The 14,886-nt window shown below is 66.8% G+C and carries 15 protein-coding genes; 2 read left to right on the top strand and 13 right to left on the bottom strand.

From position 1 onward, the window contains the following. Positions 1-18: 18 nt before the first annotated feature. Positions 19-243, bottom strand: coding sequence for a hypothetical protein (locus tag CLV01_RS29725; RefSeq protein ID WP_257221438.1), 225 nt, complete (start codon positions 241-243; stop codon positions 19-21). Positions 244-676: 433 nt separating this feature from the next. Here CLV01_RS29725 and CLV01_RS20920 point away from each other — a divergent pair, with 433 nt between their 5' ends. Beyond that, on the top strand, positions 677-1,102 hold the full coding sequence (locus tag CLV01_RS20920) for a Fur family transcriptional regulator (protein WP_012206260.1): 426 nt from the start codon (positions 677-679) through the stop codon (positions 1,100-1,102). A gap of 113 nt (positions 1,103-1,215) precedes the next feature. Here the strand turns inward: CLV01_RS20920 and CLV01_RS20925 are convergent, their stop codons facing one another. From CLV01_RS20925 to CLV01_RS20950, 6 genes are all read right to left on the bottom strand, one after another. Continuing rightward, positions 1,216-2,580: a DUF3526 domain-containing protein gene (locus CLV01_RS20925; protein WP_099733300.1), complete on the bottom strand. Its 1,365-nt coding sequence runs from the start codon at positions 2,578-2,580 to the stop codon at positions 1,216-1,218. Next, entirely contained in the window at positions 2,577-4,004 is a 1,428-nt protein-coding gene (locus tag CLV01_RS20930) for an ABC transporter permease (protein WP_099733299.1), read from the bottom strand. The genes CLV01_RS20925 and CLV01_RS20930 overlap by 4 nt, the downstream gene beginning before the upstream one ends. Then, positions 4,001-4,816, bottom strand: a complete 816-nt coding sequence (locus CLV01_RS20935; RefSeq protein WP_099733298.1) for an ABC transporter ATP-binding protein — start codon at positions 4,814-4,816, stop codon at positions 4,001-4,003. The genes CLV01_RS20930 and CLV01_RS20935 overlap by 4 nt, the downstream gene beginning before the upstream one ends. Positions 4,817-4,824: 8 nt before the next feature. Continuing rightward, the gene (locus tag CLV01_RS20940; RefSeq protein WP_099735085.1) at positions 4,825-7,032 is read right to left on the bottom strand and encodes a TonB-dependent siderophore receptor; all 2,208 of its coding nucleotides are present in this window, start codon (positions 7,030-7,032) and stop codon (positions 4,825-4,827) included. Positions 7,033-7,149: 117 nt separating this feature from the next. Further along, positions 7,150-7,539 (bottom strand): DUF2946 family protein, encoded by a 390-nt coding sequence (locus CLV01_RS20945; protein ID WP_013801802.1) that lies wholly within the window; start codon positions 7,537-7,539, stop codon positions 7,150-7,152. Positions 7,540-7,673: 134 nt separating this feature from the next. Beyond that, positions 7,674-8,288 (bottom strand): TetR/AcrR family transcriptional regulator, encoded by a 615-nt coding sequence (locus CLV01_RS20950; RefSeq protein ID WP_012206266.1) that lies wholly within the window; start codon positions 8,286-8,288, stop codon positions 7,674-7,676. Between the two features lie 767 nt (positions 8,289-9,055). On the opposite strand from CLV01_RS20950, the gene CLV01_RS20955 reads away from it, so the two are divergent. Next, positions 9,056-9,334 carry an H-NS histone family protein gene (locus CLV01_RS20955; RefSeq protein WP_012206267.1) on the top strand — a complete coding sequence of 93 codons (279 nt, stop codon included), beginning with the start codon at positions 9,056-9,058 and terminating at the stop codon, positions 9,332-9,334. Positions 9,335-9,421: 87 nt separating this feature from the next. Here the strand turns inward: CLV01_RS20955 and CLV01_RS20960 are convergent, their stop codons facing one another. Genes CLV01_RS20960 through CLV01_RS20985 form a run of 6 tightly spaced genes read right to left on the bottom strand, consistent with a single transcriptional unit; the run spans position 9,422 to position 14,853 of the window. Continuing rightward, positions 9,422-9,826, bottom strand: coding sequence for a RidA family protein (locus tag CLV01_RS20960; protein ID WP_012206268.1), 405 nt, complete (start codon positions 9,824-9,826; stop codon positions 9,422-9,424). Between the two features lie 4 nt (positions 9,827-9,830). After that, positions 9,831-10,283, bottom strand: coding sequence for an acyl-CoA thioesterase (locus CLV01_RS20965; RefSeq protein ID WP_013801801.1), 453 nt, complete (start codon positions 10,281-10,283; stop codon positions 9,831-9,833). A gap of 9 nt (positions 10,284-10,292) precedes the next feature. After that, entirely contained in the window at positions 10,293-11,933 is a 1,641-nt protein-coding gene (locus CLV01_RS20970; protein ID WP_099733297.1) for an AMP-binding protein, read from the bottom strand. 41 nt (positions 11,934-11,974) lie between these two features. Next, on the bottom strand, positions 11,975-13,144 hold the full coding sequence (locus tag CLV01_RS20975) for an acyl-CoA dehydrogenase family protein (RefSeq protein ID WP_013801799.1): 1,170 nt from the start codon (positions 13,142-13,144) through the stop codon (positions 11,975-11,977). A gap of 2 nt (positions 13,145-13,146) precedes the next feature. Further along, positions 13,147-14,004, bottom strand: coding sequence for an enoyl-CoA hydratase family protein (locus tag CLV01_RS20980; protein WP_097201990.1), 858 nt, complete (start codon positions 14,002-14,004; stop codon positions 13,147-13,149). 45 nt (positions 14,005-14,049) lie between these two features. Beyond that, entirely contained in the window at positions 14,050-14,853 is an 804-nt protein-coding gene (locus CLV01_RS20985; RefSeq protein WP_099733296.1) for an SDR family NAD(P)-dependent oxidoreductase, read from the bottom strand. Positions 14,854-14,886: the final 33 nt, after the last annotated feature.

The raw sequence follows: 14,886 nt of genomic DNA on the forward strand, positions 1-14,886 counted from the left end.
CGCCCTGGATTTGTATTTCTAGGGTGGTGCTTTATCCAACAGGGCCTTGGCGAAGATGCTTTCGCTGAGCATTTCCCAATCGAGGCTGAAAGGCTGGCTGATTTTTTTCCGGCCGCGCAATTCGCAAAAATGCACTTCATGGCCCAATCGCCTGTGGATCGCGACTCGGCATGTCATTGCGCAAACCACCCTGGGCGTCAGTTCCGGGGCGGCCTCCTTTCCCCTTTCAAGGGAACGGATCATGGACAAACGAAGCGCATTGAGGCAATCTACCCGTATTGGCAATACACTGTCCATGTAAGTAATTGCATCTCACCTTGGGCCAGCGCCACCTCCTGCAGCCCTGACGGCAAGCACCCCACACACTCTCATTTCAAGCACTCTTCAATCAATAGATCAATTACATCCCATTACAGCATTGTTGACGGCTATGGCATTTAACCAGCGCATAAGGTCCATCGAATGCTCACCACATATACTCGCGAAAACTGGCAGGAATGGAGCATCTGGTGTCTGTCAAATGGAATTTCTTCTCCTTGGGGCAGAGATCCATTGCACACACTGCATCTCCATGCTTGTCGGACCCGCAGGTAAACACAGTGTAAATTTCAGCTGTGAGCGCTCGTGAGCACTGATTAATCGCGTCGAGATTGTTATAGTAAATAACGGAACCACCATGACTAGACACACTCAGCCCATCGTGGAGCGCTTGTTCAGGCCTATGGAACGCTCGACCCGTCAACGCAGCTCGATACGCACGGTCATGGAAGAGGCTGGACGCCCCTTGCTTCCGGCCGAGATCCTCGGCGCAGCGCAGCGCGAGGTGCCAGCCATCGGGCTGGCCACGGTGTACCGCAACATCAAGCAGCTGATGGAAGCGGGCGAAGTGCAGGCCGTGGACCTGCCCGGCGAGGCCACGCGCTACGAACTCAGCGGCCGCGCCCACCACCACCATTTCCGCTGCATGAGCTGCAACCGCGTGTTCAACGTGCCCGGCTGTCCGGGCGACATGCAGCGCATCGCCCCCGAAGGCTTTGTGGTGGAGCGCCATGAGATGACGCTGTACGGCGTCTGCAGCGACTGCCACCAGAACGTGCAATAACAGGGAGCCACCGCCTCAGGCTCAGCCTCGGGCCCACGGATCCAAGAAGATGACAGCCATGGTGCAGGCCCTGCCTGAACCATGGCTGTTTCCTTTTTCACCCGCCCTTGGCCTCAGCGCCTGCCCGGCCGCACGCGGCCTGCGGCAGCACCACCGGCCAGCAAGGCCAGCGCAGCCACCGCCCACAGCATTGCCGTCTGCCCCCAGGCCTGCCGCGCGGGCCGCGGGCTGGCCGTGAAGACGGGCTGGGCTGCAAAATCCTGCGCACCGAATGTGCGGTCCTCAAACAGGTAGGGATAGAGGAAGGCGCGCAGGCGCGCGTGAAAGGCGGCGATGTCGTCCTGATAGGCCACTTGCGCCAGCAGGTCGGTGCCGGCCTGGCGATGCAGCGCGGCCTGCACGCCCACGCCGGGCAGCAGCCAGCCCAGGCGCCCGGTCCAGGCCTGGCGTGCCTGCAGGCCGGCGCGGTAGGCGGCGAACTGGGATGCGACACTTTCGTCGCCGAGCTGCTGGAAGGCGTAGTACCACTTCCAGTGAAAGCCTGCCGGCAGCGGCGCGGTGTCGCGCCATTCGGGGTGGTTGCGGAAAAAGCGCTCCATGGTCTGCTCGCGCGGCAGGTCCCAGGCGCCATGCACGGTCTGGCGCTGGGCCAGCATCAGCTCCACGCCCTGGCTCACGGGGATGGCGCGCGAGAGTGCGGCATTGGCCAGCGTGGGCAGCACCAGGGTCAGCACGGCCCAGCAGCCCATGAGGGCCATGGCATTGGCGACCGAGCTGCCGCCCAGCGCGGCAATCACCAGGCACAGGCCGCTCCAGAAAACCACATAGGCCGTGGCGGACAGCAGCACCGTGGCAAGGGCGCCCGCCGCTGCCCCGCCGGCCAGTGCGCCTGCCAGGGCAGGCAGCGCCACGCAGGCCAGCACCAGCACGGAACGCAGTCCCGCGCGGCGCAGCCACAGCCGCCGCCCGGTGCCAGGCATGGCCTGCAGCATGCCCAGGCGGCCCGATTCGCGCTCGCCCGACACCAGGTCGTAGAGCAGCGCGATCAGGAACAGCGGCACCAGGTAGACCAGCACAAAGGCGAAGTCGAAGCGGCCCGCCAGCGCCAGTTCCGGGTTGAAGCTTTCGCCTTCATGCAGCTGTGCCTGCAGCGCCAGCGCGCGCACGCGCAGCACATAGGGCGCGACATCGCGCAGGCCCAGGGCAAGAAAGGCCGTGGACGATGGCGCATCCCAGGTGGAGTGAAAGCCGTAATAGGCCACCGAGCCTGCGTCGCCGGACTGCGCATGCCGGCTTGCCTGTGCCGCCATGTCCTGCTGCTGCAGTTGCGCAAGGCGGTCCAGGGTCAGGCGTTGCGAGGCGATCTCGCGCAGGCCCGACAGCACGGCCAGCGTGGACAGCAGCAACAGCAAGGCCAGGGCGCACAGCGCCAGGCGCGAGCGCGTCAGAAGACGCCATTCATGCAGGAGCCAGCTCATCGCGCCACCCTCCCCAGCCGTTGCGTGGCCAGCAGCAAGGCCACCGTCAATACAGCCAGCCATGCCAGCAGCACATAGGCGGCAGGCGCCGCGCGACGCAGGGCCGCCAGCGGTGGATCGGGCTCGTGGTGGAAATCGGAGACGCCGCGCCAGTGCTCGTGGCCGATGCGGTTGTCGCGGCTCGATCGGTCTCCAGCATAGCTGAGCTTGTCCACCTGCAGGCGGTTGAGGGCCTGCACCATGCGGTAGCGATGCTGCTCGGCCTGCTCCAGAAAGCGCCGGTAGCCTTGCAGGTCGGTCCCGGCCACGGCCATGGACAGGCGGCGCAGCGCGATCACGGGGCTGATCAGGGCAAATGCGTCAGCCCGGCGCAGTTGCTCGGCCTGCAGATCGAAGCTGGCCTCGGCATGGCGCCTGAAGAGTTCGCTCGTCAACCGCTCGCCTTCCATGCCGACCAGGCCCTTGTAGTTGACGGGCAGGTCCTCGACGCGCGAGACACCGTACTGCGCCAGCACCCTGGCGCGGAAAGCGGCGAAATAGGGATCGTCGGGATTGTGGCTGTCGCCCAGCGCCGCCAGCTCGCGCGCGGTGGCGATGTCGGTCTCGAAGCGCGTAGGCAGCGCCAGGGCAGATCCCACCAGCTCAGGCACCAGACGGGGCACCAGCACCACGGCGACGGCCCAGGCCGCCAGCAGGGCCAGCAAGGCATCGCGCCCGCGCCGCATGAAGGCCGAGACAGCGACGATGCCCACCGCCCAGAGCATCAGCCACAGCACATGGCCTGCCGCCAGCGTGGCCACCAGGCTGATGGGCACCGGCGTGGCCACGGCCATCCAGGCCAGGGCCAGCAGGGCCGGCAGCAGCACCAGGGCCGCCACGCCCGCCAGCGCCAGCAGCTTGCCGGCCACGAACTGCCGCGTGCCCACGCCCTGGGCCAGCAGCACGCGCAGGGTGCCGGCCTCGCGCTCGCGTGCAATGCAGGCATGGCCCATGAAGATCAGCAGCAGCGGCGCCAGCACCTGCAGCACAAAGGCCGGCGTGAGCTGGCCGAACCGCAGCAGCAGCGAGGACTGGCGCACATCGCCGAAGTTGGCGCTGTTCTGGCGGTGGCCCTCCAGAAACAGCGTGTGGCCGGTGTAGGCGTCGATGCCCGCATCGAAGGCCGCCAGCGGATTGAGCGGGCGGAATACGAAGTGGCCGTAATGCACCATGCGGTGCGGATGGCGGTCGGGCTGGGCTTCGAACTCGCTGTCCACCTGGGACTGGTGGCGCTCGCGCTGGGCCTGGGCCGCGCTGCGCTGGTCCCAGGCGGTGAAGGCGGCAGCGGCGCTGAGCAGCAGCCACAGCGCCATCCCCAGCACGGCCACGCGGTCGCGCAGCAGCAGGCGCCATTCCTCGCGCGCAATGGTCCAGGCCGCGCTCATGCCGCCGCTCCCTGCGTGTCGGCTTCAATGTGCGTGTGCGTGTGCGTGCCCGTGTCCGTGCCCACCCCTGCATAGTGGCGGTGCAGTGCGCGCACATCGAAGCGCTCCTCTCCGCTGGCCGCCACTTCCTCGACCAGGCGCCCGCCTGCGATGAAGCCCATGCGGTCGGCCACGTCGGCGGCCCCCAGCAGGTCGTGCGTGACCATGAGAATGGCCACGCCCTGGCCGCGCAACTGCATGAGCAGCCGGCTGAACTCGGCCGTGGCCTGCGGGTCCAGGCCCGAGGTGGGTTCGTCCAGCAGCAGCGCCGGCACCCTGCGCGCCAGCGCCAGCGCAATCGCCACTTTCTGGCGCATGCCCTTGGAAAAGCCGGAGACGCGCCGGTCGTGCGCAGCGGCGTCCAGCCCTGCGGCAGACAGCGCCTGGCCGATGGCGCCGGCCGCAGCCGGCTGACCCGCCAGCTCCAGCAGGTAGGCCACGTTCTCGCGCGCACTCAGGTGCTCGTACAGCGCCACGTTCTCGGGGATATAGGCGATCAGGGCACGCGCCTGCGCAGGCGCCGTCACCGGGTCCACGCCCTGCACGCGCACCTGTCCGCTGCGCGGCCGCACAAAGCCCAGCAGCAGGCTCAGCGTGGTGGTCTTGCCCGCGCCGTTGGCGCCCAGCAGCGCATAGATCTCGCCCGCATGCACGGCCAGGTCCAGGCCCTGGAGGATGGTGCGCTCGCCATAGTCCACCACGGCGCCCAGCGCTTGGAGCACGGGCGTGGAGGCAGAAGTGGGGTTGGAAGAAACAGGAAGGGATGGATGCATGGCGGGGCTCAGAACTTTGCTTGAAGGCCCACGGTGACGGTGCGGGCCGTGCCCGGCGTCACCCACAGCCGGCTGTACGAGCTGGTGTAGTAGGTCTTGTCGAAAAGGTTGTCCACGTCCAGCGTCAGGCGCAGCGTAGGGCTGATGCGCCAGTAGGCAACCAGCTTGGCCGTGGTGTAGCTGGGCAGCTCGAAGGCGGCCTTGCCGGCATCGGCCTCGGCCTGCGTGCGGGCCTGGCCCAGGCGCTTGCCCATGTGGGTGATGCCGCCGCCGATGCCGTAGCGCTGGCCGTTGGAGAAGGCGTTCTCGTAGACCGCCAGCACGCTGCCGTTGGCCTTGGGCACGTTGAGCAGGCGCCCGCCCACCTCCAGCGTGTTGTCGCGGGAGATCTCCACATCGTTGAGCACCAGGCTCGCATTCAGGCGCCAGCGCTGCGTGACCTGGCCGGCGAAGTCGAACTCCAGGCCCCGGCTGCGGATCTCGCCGGCCGAGACCGAGTAGCCGGCGTTGCCCGGGTCGGCCGTCAGCACATTGCGCTTGCGGATATCGAACAGCGCGGCCGTGGCACCCATGCGCTGGTCGGCGCTTTCCCACTTGGCGCCCAGCTCCATCGAACGGCCGGATTCGGGGCTGAAGCCCGCACCGGCCACATCGATGCCCACGTTGGGCCGGAACGAGCGGCCCGCGTTGGCATAGAAGGTCCATTGCGGCAGCGGCAGCCAGCTCAGGCCCAGGCGCGGCGAGGTCGAGGTCGGGTCCTGCTGGGTGGTCGCGCCCGTGCGGCGGTTGTGCAGCGACTGGTCGTAGCGGTCCATGCGCAGGCCGGCCACCACGCGCCATTGGGGCGAGAGCTTGATGGCGTCCTGCAGGTAGAACGCCGTGTTGCGCTGCCGCTCGAAGGTGTCGGTATTGGCCGTGGGCACGGGGCGCGCGCCGCCGTAGATGGGGTTGTAGATGTTGATGGCGTAGGGATTGGCCGCCGTCGGGTTGGCGCGCAGCATCAGCGTGTCCATCTCGAAGCGGAAGCTCTCCAGGCCCAGCAGCAGCTCGTGCTCGACGGCGCCCGTTTTCACCGTGCCCTGCAGCTCGGCCTGCACGGCGATATCGTCGGATTGGTAGTCGCGGAAACGCCGCTGGCGCGTGAGGTCGCCATTGGCCAGCAGCGCGTGGGGTTCGGTGGAAAAGCCGTTGATCGACGTTTCGCGATAGGACAGGCCCAGGCGGCTGCGCCACTGCGCGTTCCACTCGTGCGAGAGGATGAACTGGTGGGTGCGGTTTTCCACCGTCACATCGCCGTCGCCCGGCTCGCCCAGGAAGCGGCTGCGCGAGATGGCGCCCAGCCGGTCGCCCACGGCCACCACGCCGCGGTCCAGCGGCGTCTTGTGGCGCAGCAGCTCGCCCGAGTATTCCAGCACCGTATCGCGCCCCAGCTTCCAGGTGAAGGCCGGTGCGATCACCTGGCGGCTGGCGCCCACGAAATCGCGGAAGCTGTCGCGGTCCTCCACGGCGATGTTGAGCCGGTAGGCAAAGTTCTCGCCCACCGGTCCCGTGGTGTCCAGCGCGCCACGCCGCAGGCCGTAGCTGCCCGCATAGGCTTCCACGGAATGCGAAGGCGTCCACAGCGGGCGCTTGGAGACCACGTTCAGCGTGCCGCCCGGCTCGCTGCTGCCGTAGAGCGCAGCAGCCGTGCCCTTGAGGAACTCGATGCGCTCCACGCCGGCCAGGTCACGTGGCGCATTGAAGCCGCGCCCCGAGGAAAAACCGTTGAACAGGGTGGCCATGCCCACGTTCTGGTCGCCGGGCAGGCCGCGGATGACGATGTTGTCCCACAGCCCGCCAAAGTTGTTCTGGCGCGAGACGCCGCCCACGTAGTCCAGCACGTCGTCAAGCTTGGTGGCGCCCAGGTCGTCCATGGCCTGGCGCGTGATCACGCGCACCGACTGCGGCAGCTCGCGCAGCGGCAGGTCGGTCTTGGCGCCTGCCGCCTCGTCGGTGTGATAGGCGCCCGAGGCCGTTCGGCCCACGACTTCCACGGCAGGCAGCAGGGTCTGCTCCTGCGTAGAAGCGGAATCGGAAGCGGCGGCGGGGCCGGGGCCGGAGGACGGATCCTGGCCTTGGGCCAGCGCAGGCATGGACAGGAAGGCGGCAGCGCTCAGGGCAAGCGGCAGCGGGCGAAGGCGGGGAAGCGGCTTCGCGGGGAAGAAGAAGGCAGTCATGTTGAAAACGGGCACAGGCGCATGCCGCCGGCATCCACAGCCGGCGCGCGCAAACACGGACATGCCGCCAGCACCAATGGGCGCTGGCGGCAGAGAAGGAGAAAAGTGCTTGCGGGTTCAGCGCGGCGGGTCGCGCGATGCAAAGGCCCAGCGGTTCTGCGAGGGGATGGCGCCGCCCACGGTGCGCGGCGGCACCCTCTCGGGCGGCGCGGCCACGGCCAGCGGCAGGCCGAAGTGCGGCAGCCAGGCCGCCGCATGCGGTGCATGGCCCATGCACCATGCGCAGACGGCCTCGGCGGCTTCGACGACTTCAGCCTTTTCGCCAGCCTGGCCGCGTTGGCCGGCCTGGCCGGCCAGCGCATCATCTTCGCAGCCGTTGAGGCCTACAAAGGCCTGTGCAGGCCCGGCCACCGCCTGCCGGATATGCGTTGCGCCGTGCAGGGGCATGCCAATGGCCGTGTTGAAGAACACGGCCAGCAATAGCAGGCGCAAAACAAGCAGACGCATAGGACGGCGATCTTACTATTGACAGTTAAATATCATTAACAACCCGCCGCCATTTTCTGCACAGGGCCAAGACAGCAGCGCGGGAATATGCCACCGGCATGTGACAGGCCGATTGGCGATTTTCAGCCTTGCGCCTATTTATCTGCCGGTCCCACGCCCCGGAAGAACATGTCGCAGATCTGGTCCGCCACCTTCTCCAGCGAGCCCTTGCGGGGGTTGAACCAGGACTGTATGGAGTTGATGCTGCCCAGGATCATGATGCGCGCCAGGTGGATGTCGGCGTCGGCCCGCAGGCGGCCTTCGGCACGCAGGTCTTCCAGCAGGCCGCTCCAGAATTTCTGGTGGCGCTCGCGGCGCTTGATCTGGCGCTCGCGCACCTTGTCGGGCAGCTGGCCCAGCAGCCGGCCGTGGGCCAGGGCGAAGTCGCCATGCTTTACCAGCCCCGCCATCTGGCCCAGCACGGCTGCGCGAAAGCGCTGCTCGGCCGTGGCGTCGGCGCCCAGGGCGGCAAGGCGCTCCTGCTGTTGGCTGATGATGCGGTTGCCGCCCTGCTCCATGACCTCGTCCACCAGTTCCTCCTTGGAGGCGAAGTGGTAGTAGATGCTGGCCGCCTCAATCCCGGACTGCTCGGCAATGTTGCGCATGGTGGTGGCAGAGTAGCCCTGCTCACCGAAGGTACGGGCGGCCAGCTTGAGAAGGGTCTCGCGGGTCTCGTTGCCGTCGTGGGCGCTGGTCTGCCTTCTTGCCATGTCTGCCAGGTGGTGGATCGTTGTAGTGCGGCGATCCTAACAGGCTGTTGGTAGCGCGCCAATCAAGCGTTCGGTGCCTGCCGCCCGCCGACTGCCGCATGGCCGGGCCGCGAAATCCGATTCAGGAATCACCCTTGAAACAACTGCAGGCTGCAATGGCTCCGGCAATCGGGAAGCCGATGCGCTTGTCCTGTATAGACAGAAGGCGCCGCCATTCACCATTCGAACAAGCGGTCTTTGACAATAAAAAAACCTATCCCGCAAATCGATTATTCAAATGAAACCGCAGGTATCAATCAATGCATTGAATAACTCGATCAAATCACATGTAATATATTTTATAAATCGCTTTTATGGTTTGATTGATAAAATGCAAATGTTGATTGTTTTCCATAACCAAGGCGGAACTTTCGCGGCCAACGTTGCGCAGTCCCCTGAAAAAGCCATGACAGCACGTCGTCTCCAGAGGAGGAAGCGCCAACCACAGTGCTCTGCAAATGTAACAACGGCACAACAGCTTTTGTAAAGTGCCGGTTATCCAGATTGCCCTGGATATAATGCGGATCGCCTTGGAATATGCCCAGGCATGAGAAGAAGCGCCCTAACCTCCATAGAGCGCCAACATCATCAGTATTTGTACTTACGGTGAGTTCTTCATCCCCACTGCACATGCACCAGAATTGACCATTCTGCAAAGAGTCCTGGGTCCAGGCTCTTGCTGCGCAGTTTTCACACAAATAGCCGCACTTAGAAATTCTTCCATCAAGATGACTACATACCAAGAGCTGATTGCCCAGAAAAAATTGCTCGACCAGCAAATCGACGATGCCCGCAAGCTGGAGTCCAAAGCGGCCCTGGCATCGGTGCAGGAGCTGGTCCGTGAGTTCGGCTTCACGGCACAACAGGTCTTCCCCTGGAAGCCCGATGGCAAAAAGAGCGCTCCCGCCAAATACCAGGACCCCGAGTCCGGCAAGACCTGGACCGGCCGCGGCAAGCCGCCGAACTGGATCCTGGGCAAGGACCGCACCCTGTTCGAAATCAAGTGAGTCCCTGCCGCGCATGTGCCCGCCCGCTCGGCGGCTCACATGCGCGGGCATTGCCCGGTTGGCGCGCAAATGGCGCGCGGATGGACATCAGGCCGGCACCACCGCCGTGACCTCGATCTCCACCTTGGCCCGGTCTTCCACCAGATCCGCCACTTCCACCGCCGTCATGGCCGGGAAATGCCGCCCGATCAGTTCGCGGTAGTGCTTTCCAATGGCGGGATAGGCCGCCACGTATTCCTGCTTGTCGGTCACATACCAGGTCATGCGCACGATGTGCTCGGGCCTGGCGCCGCCTTCGGCGAGGATGGCGACGATATTGGCCAGCGCCTGCCGCACCTGTTCCGCAAAGTCGTCCGACTCGAATTGCTGCTGGCCGTTCCAGCCAATCTGGCCGCCGACGAACACCAGCCGGGAGCCGACCGTCATCTCGGTCAGGATGCCATTGGCATAGCCTCGGGGCGCCAGCCAGTCCGGGGGTTGCAGAGTCTTCATTGCTTCATCCTGTTCTCGTTGAATCCATAAAACCGTCCTGCGGCACCAGATAGGCCTGCAGGCGCTCGCGCAGATCGGCCGGCAGTGGCGTGGCCTTCATGCTGCGCAAATCCATGGTGACGATGGTCATGCGCGCAGACAGCCGGCGTTGGCCGTCCGGCCCCTCGAAACGCACATCGAACTGGAACGATGCCCCGCCGATGCGGCGCACCTCCAATACCTGGCGCAGCGTGTCGTGCCAGCGGCTGGGCGCCGTGAAATCGCATTGCACCGACACCGTGGGCGTGCCCACCTGGCGCTGTACATGCAGGGTGTGGAATGGCAGGCCCATTCCCCTGTCGAACCATTCCTCGACCAGGTCGTTGACCATCTCGAAATAGCGCGGGTAAAAGACGATGCCGGCCGGATCGCAATGGCGAAACAGCACCTGCACCTGGCTGACGAAGGCGGAGGCCATGGCGCGCGCTCACGGCATCTTGCGCAGCACGAATCGCTGCAGCTTGCCGGTCTCGGTGCGCGGCAGGGCCGGCACGAAGACAATGGCGCGCGGGTACTTGTAGGGCGCAATGCTGGCCTTGACGAAGGCCTGCAGCGTGGCGGCCATGTCGTCGCCGGCCGCAAAGCCGGGCTTGAGCACCACAAAGGCCTTGACCACCTGGCCGCGCTCGTCGTCTGCCGCGCCGATCACGCCGCATTCGGCCACGGCCTCGTGGCGCAGCAGCGCATCCTCCACCTCGGGGCCGGCGATGTTGTAGCCGGCCGAGATGATCATGTCGTCATTGCGCGCCTGATAGAACAGATAGCCGTCGGCGTCGCGCACAAAGGTGTCGCCGGGCAGGTTCCAGCCGTTTTGCACAAAGCGCTTCTGGCGCTCGTCGGCAAGATACCGGCAGCCGGTCGGCCCCTTGATGGCCAGGCGGCCGGGCGTGCCGTCGGGCACGGGCTGCATGTCGTCGTCCACCACCTGGGCCACGTAGCCGGGCACGACCTTGCCGATGGCGCCCTCGCGCACCTCCTCGGGCGGGCTGGAGACAAAGACGTGGATGAGCTCGGTGCCGCCGATGCCGTCGATCATCTCGATGCCCGTGGCCTGCTTCCACAGCTGGCGCGTGGCGTCGGGCAGGGCCTCGCCGGCCGACACGCTTTTCCTGAGCGACGACAGGTCGAAGCGCGCTGCCTGCGCCGCCATCTGCCGGTAGAAGGTGGGCGCGGTGAAGACGATGGTGGCGCGGAAATCCTGCACCAGCTGCAGCAGCCCTTCGGGCGTGAGCTTCTCGGCCAGCACGGTGCTGGCGCCCACGCGCAGCGGAAAGCACAGCAGCCCGCCCAGGCCAAAGGTGAAGGCCAGCGGCGGCGTGCCGCAGAAGATGTCGTCCGGGCCCGGCCGGATCACATGGCGCGGGAACAGGTCGCACATGGCCAGCACGTCGCGGTGGAAATGCATGCAGCCCTTGGGCGCGCCCGTGGTGCCGCTGGTGAAGGCGATCAGGCAGACATCGTCTGCCGCCGTGTCGCAGCAGGCGAAGGTGTCGGGCTTGGCTGCGGCCAGGGCGTCCAGCGCATCGGCTGCGCCGTCGTTGAAATACAGCACGCGCGAGAGGTCAGGGCAATGGTGTTCATGGCCGGGCTGCAGGCACAGCTGCACCTCGTCCTTGAGGCGCACATCGCACAGCACGGCCTGCACCTGGGCCTTGGCGATGATCTGCTGCAGCTCCTTGGCGCGCAGCAGCGGCATGGTGGGCACCGTCACCAGCCCGGCCTTGATGGCGGCCAGCCAGGACGCGGCCATCATGGCGTTGTTGGGGCCGCGCAGCAGCAGCCGGTTGCCGGGCACCAGCTGCAGGTCTTCCACCAGCACATGGGCGATGCGGTTGGTCAGCGCCTGCAGTTCGGCATAGGTCATGGCGGCCTGGTCCGCGCCCTGCCTCCAGCGCAGGGCCACGCGGCCGCCATGGCCGCGCGCCACCATGGCATCGACCAGTTCGGCCGCGCAGTTCAGGCGTTCGGGATAGGCCACGTCCGGCCCGTCGAGCAGGAACTCGGGCCATTGGTCGGGTGGCGGCAGATTGTCCCGGGCGAAAGTATCGATGTGGGCGGAGGCTTGCATGCGATGTTCCCTGGCTTTGCGTTGAATGGGCAGCCTGCCGCTCAGGCCTTGAGCAGCTCGCGCGCGATGATGAGTTTTTGCACCTCGGTCGCGCCCTCGTAGATGCGCAGCGCGCGGATCTCGCGGTACAGCGTCTCCACCGGCATGCCCGAGACCACGCCCGCCCCGCCGAACATCTGCAGCGCGCGGTCGATCACGGCCTGGGCCGATTCGGTGGCCGTCATCTTGGCCATGGCCGCCTCGCGCGTGGTGCGCGTCTTCTTCACATCGCGCATCCAGGCGGCGCGGTAGGTCAGCAGGGCCGATGCGTCGATGGCCGTGTCCATGTCGCCCAGCGCGGCCTGGGTCAGCTGCAGGTCGCCCAGGGTCTGGCCGAACATGCGGCGCGACTTGGCGCGTGCCAGGCCTTCGTCCAGCGCGCGGCGCGCAAAGCCCAGTGCGGCGGCGGCCACCGAGGCGCGGAAGATGTCCAGCGTCATCATGGCCAGCTTGAAGCCCTGCCCCGGCTCGCCCAGGCGCTGCGACACGGGTATGCGGCAGTTGTCGAAGCGGATGGTGGCCAGCGGGTGCGGCGCGATCAGCTCGATGCGCTCGCCGATCGAAAAGCCCGGCGTGTCCGCATCGACCACGAAGGCGCTGATGCCTCGCGCGCCCGGTGCCTCGCCCGTGCGGGCGAACACGCAGTAGAAGTCGGCAATGCCGCCGTTGGAGATCCAGGTCTTGGCGCCGTTGAGCACATAGTGGTCGCCTTCGAGCCGCGCCTCGCAGGCCATGGCGGCCACGTCGGAGCCCGCATCGGGCTCGGACAGCGCAAAGGCCGCAATGGCCTCGCCGCGCGCCACGCGCGGCAGGTAGCGCTGGCGCAGCGCATCCGACCCCATGAGCGATATCGCGCCGCTGCCCAGGCCCTGCATGGCAAAGGCGAAGTCGGCCAGGCCTTCATGGCGGGCCAGGGTCTCGCGCAGGATGCAGACCGCGCGCGAGTCCACCTCGGGCAAGGCCCCGCCCCAGGCGCCGCCGGGGCCGGACGGCACGGCATAGCGCAGCCAGCCGGCCTGGCCCAGGGCCTTCACCAGTTGGCGGCAGGCCGCATCGGCATCGTGGTGGTCCACATCGCCCAGGGATTGGGCGCACCAGGCGTCGGCCTCATGCGCCAGCGTGCGGTGGGCGTCGTCGAAGAAGGGCCAGTCCAGCCAGGAGGAATCACGCATTTTCAGTTTCCTTCAAAGACAGGCTTTTGCTTGGCCACGAAGGCCTCGTAGGCGCGGTGGAAGTCGCGCGTCTGCATGCAGATGGCCTGGGCCTCGGCTTCGGCCTCGATGGCCTCGTCCACGCCCATGTTCCATTCCTGGTGCAGCAGCTTCTTGGTCACGCCATGGGCAAAGGTGGGGCCTGCGGCCAGCTGGGCGGCCAGCGCGTGGGCGGCTTCGCCGATCTGTTCGGCGTCGTGCAAGGCATTGAAGAAGCCCCAGGCAGCGCCCTCCTCGGCCGTCATGGCGCGGCCCGTGTACAGCAGCTCGGAGGCGCGGCCCTGGCCGATCATGCGCGGCAGCAGCGTGCAGGCGCCCATGTCGGCACCGGCCAGGCCCACGCGGGTGAAGAGAAACGCCGTGCGCGCGGCCGGCGTGCCCAGGCGCATGTCGGCGGCCAGTGCCACCATGGCACCCGCGCCGGCGCAGATGCCGTCCACCGCCGCCACGATGGGCTGCGGGCAGGCGCGCATGGCCTTGATCAGGTCGCCCGTCATGCGCGTGAAGTCCAGCAGCTCGGGCATGCTCATCTTGGTGAGCGGGCCGATGATCTCGTGCACATCGCCGCCCGAGCAGAAATTGCCGCCCGCGCCCGTGACCACCACGGCCTTGATGTCGGTGGCATAGACCAGGGCACGGAACAGGTCGCGCAGCTCGGCATAGGAGCCGAAGGTCAGCGGGTTCTTGCGCTCGGGCCGGTTCAGGGTGATGGTGCCGATCTTGCCGTCGGCCGATACCTGCCACACAAAGGTCCTGGCCTCGTAGCCGGCCAGGGGGCGCTTGTGGTGCTTCATGCTGTGTTCTTCGGGCTGGGTGCTCATGGTGTCTCCATCAAGAATTCAGAAAACGGGGGGAGTGGACCGGGTTCAGCCGGTCATCACCTCGCCGCCGTCGACGGCAATGGACTGGCCGTTGACCGAGGCGGACGCCGGCAGGGCCAGCCAGGCCACGGTCTCGGCCACTTCCTCGGGCTGGACCAGGCGGCCCTGCGGGTTGCGTTCGGCCAGCCTGGCGCGGGCCTCATCCGCCGTCATGCCGGTCTTGTCCACGATGTTGGCCACGGCGCCGCGCACGATGTCGGTCTCGGTATAGCCGGGGCAGACCGCGTTCACCGTCACGCCCTTGCCCGCCGTCTCCAGCGCCAGCGAGCGCGTGAGGCCGATCACGCCATGCTTGGCCGCGCAATAGGCGCTGACATAGGCATAGCCGATCAGCCCTGCCGTGCTGGCCACATTGATGATGCGGCCCCAGCGCGCAGCCAGCATGCCCGGCAGCGCGGCCTGCATGCAGTGGAAGGTGCCCGTGAGGTTGACGGCCAGCATCGCCTGCCACAGTGCGGCATCGGTGCGCTCGAACTTCTGGCTGCTGGCCTGGCCTGCGTTGTTGACCAGCACCTGCACGGGGCCGAAGGCCGCCTCGGCCTGCGCGAAGGCCTGGCGCACCGAGTCCTCGTCGGCAATATCCGCCTGCACGGACTGCACCATCTGTGCTGCCGGTGCCGTGCCGCCCAGCTCGCGCACGGCAGCCTCCAGCGCCGCACCATCGCGTCCCAGCAGCGTGACCCGCGCGCCGCGCGCCAGCAGCGCCCGCGCACAGGCCAGGCCTATGCCGCGCGCCCCGCCCGTCACCAGGGCATGGCGCCCTTCAAGAAGATTCAAAGATATGGTCATTTCAATCACCCGTGGCGATGCGAGCCACCCGCA

The organism is Delftia sp. 60 (assembly GCF_002754395.1).
Taxonomy (GTDB): Bacteria; Pseudomonadota; Gammaproteobacteria; order Burkholderiales; family Burkholderiaceae_C; genus Comamonas; species Comamonas acidovorans.

What these genes read in the sequence shown, in the direction of transcription:
- CLV01_RS20965 (WP_013801801.1), bottom strand. Translation starts at nt 10,283, where the DNA reads ATGGCCTCCGCCTTCGTCAGCCAGGTGCAGGTGCTGTTTCGCCATTGC.
- CLV01_RS20970 (WP_099733297.1), bottom strand. Translation starts at nt 11,933, where the DNA reads ATGCAAGCCTCCGCCCACATCGATACTTTCGCCCGGGACAATCTGCCG.
- CLV01_RS20950 (WP_012206266.1), bottom strand. Translation starts at nt 8,288, where the DNA reads ATGGCAAGAAGGCAGACCAGCGCCCACGACGGCAACGAGACCCGCGAG.
- CLV01_RS20980 (WP_097201990.1), bottom strand. Translation starts at nt 14,004, where the DNA reads ATGAGCACCCAGCCCGAAGAACACAGCATGAAGCACCACAAGCGCCCC.
- CLV01_RS20960 (WP_012206268.1), bottom strand. Translation starts at nt 9,826, where the DNA reads ATGAAGACTCTGCAACCCCCGGACTGGCTGGCGCCCCGAGGCTATGCC.
- CLV01_RS20925 (WP_099733300.1), bottom strand. Translation starts at nt 2,580, where the DNA reads ATGAGCTGGCTCCTGCATGAATGGCGTCTTCTGACGCGCTCGCGCCTG.
- CLV01_RS29725 (WP_257221438.1), bottom strand. Translation starts at nt 243, where the DNA reads ATGATCCGTTCCCTTGAAAGGGGAAAGGAGGCCGCCCCGGAACTGACG.
- CLV01_RS20955 (WP_012206267.1), top strand. Translation starts at nt 9,056, where the DNA reads ATGACTACATACCAAGAGCTGATTGCCCAGAAAAAATTGCTCGACCAG.
- CLV01_RS20940 (WP_099735085.1), bottom strand. Translation starts at nt 7,032, where the DNA reads ATGACTGCCTTCTTCTTCCCCGCGAAGCCGCTTCCCCGCCTTCGCCCG.
- CLV01_RS20935 (WP_099733298.1), bottom strand. Translation starts at nt 4,816, where the DNA reads ATGCATCCATCCCTTCCTGTTTCTTCCAACCCCACTTCTGCCTCCACG.
- CLV01_RS20985 (WP_099733296.1), bottom strand. Translation starts at nt 14,853, where the DNA reads ATGACCATATCTTTGAATCTTCTTGAAGGGCGCCATGCCCTGGTGACG.
- CLV01_RS20945 (WP_013801802.1), bottom strand. Translation starts at nt 7,539, where the DNA reads ATGCGTCTGCTTGTTTTGCGCCTGCTATTGCTGGCCGTGTTCTTCAAC.
- CLV01_RS20930 (WP_099733299.1), bottom strand. Translation starts at nt 4,004, where the DNA reads ATGAGCGCGGCCTGGACCATTGCGCGCGAGGAATGGCGCCTGCTGCTG.
- CLV01_RS20975 (WP_013801799.1), bottom strand. Translation starts at nt 13,144, where the DNA reads ATGCGTGATTCCTCCTGGCTGGACTGGCCCTTCTTCGACGACGCCCAC.
- CLV01_RS20920 (WP_012206260.1), top strand. Translation starts at nt 677, where the DNA reads ATGACTAGACACACTCAGCCCATCGTGGAGCGCTTGTTCAGGCCTATG.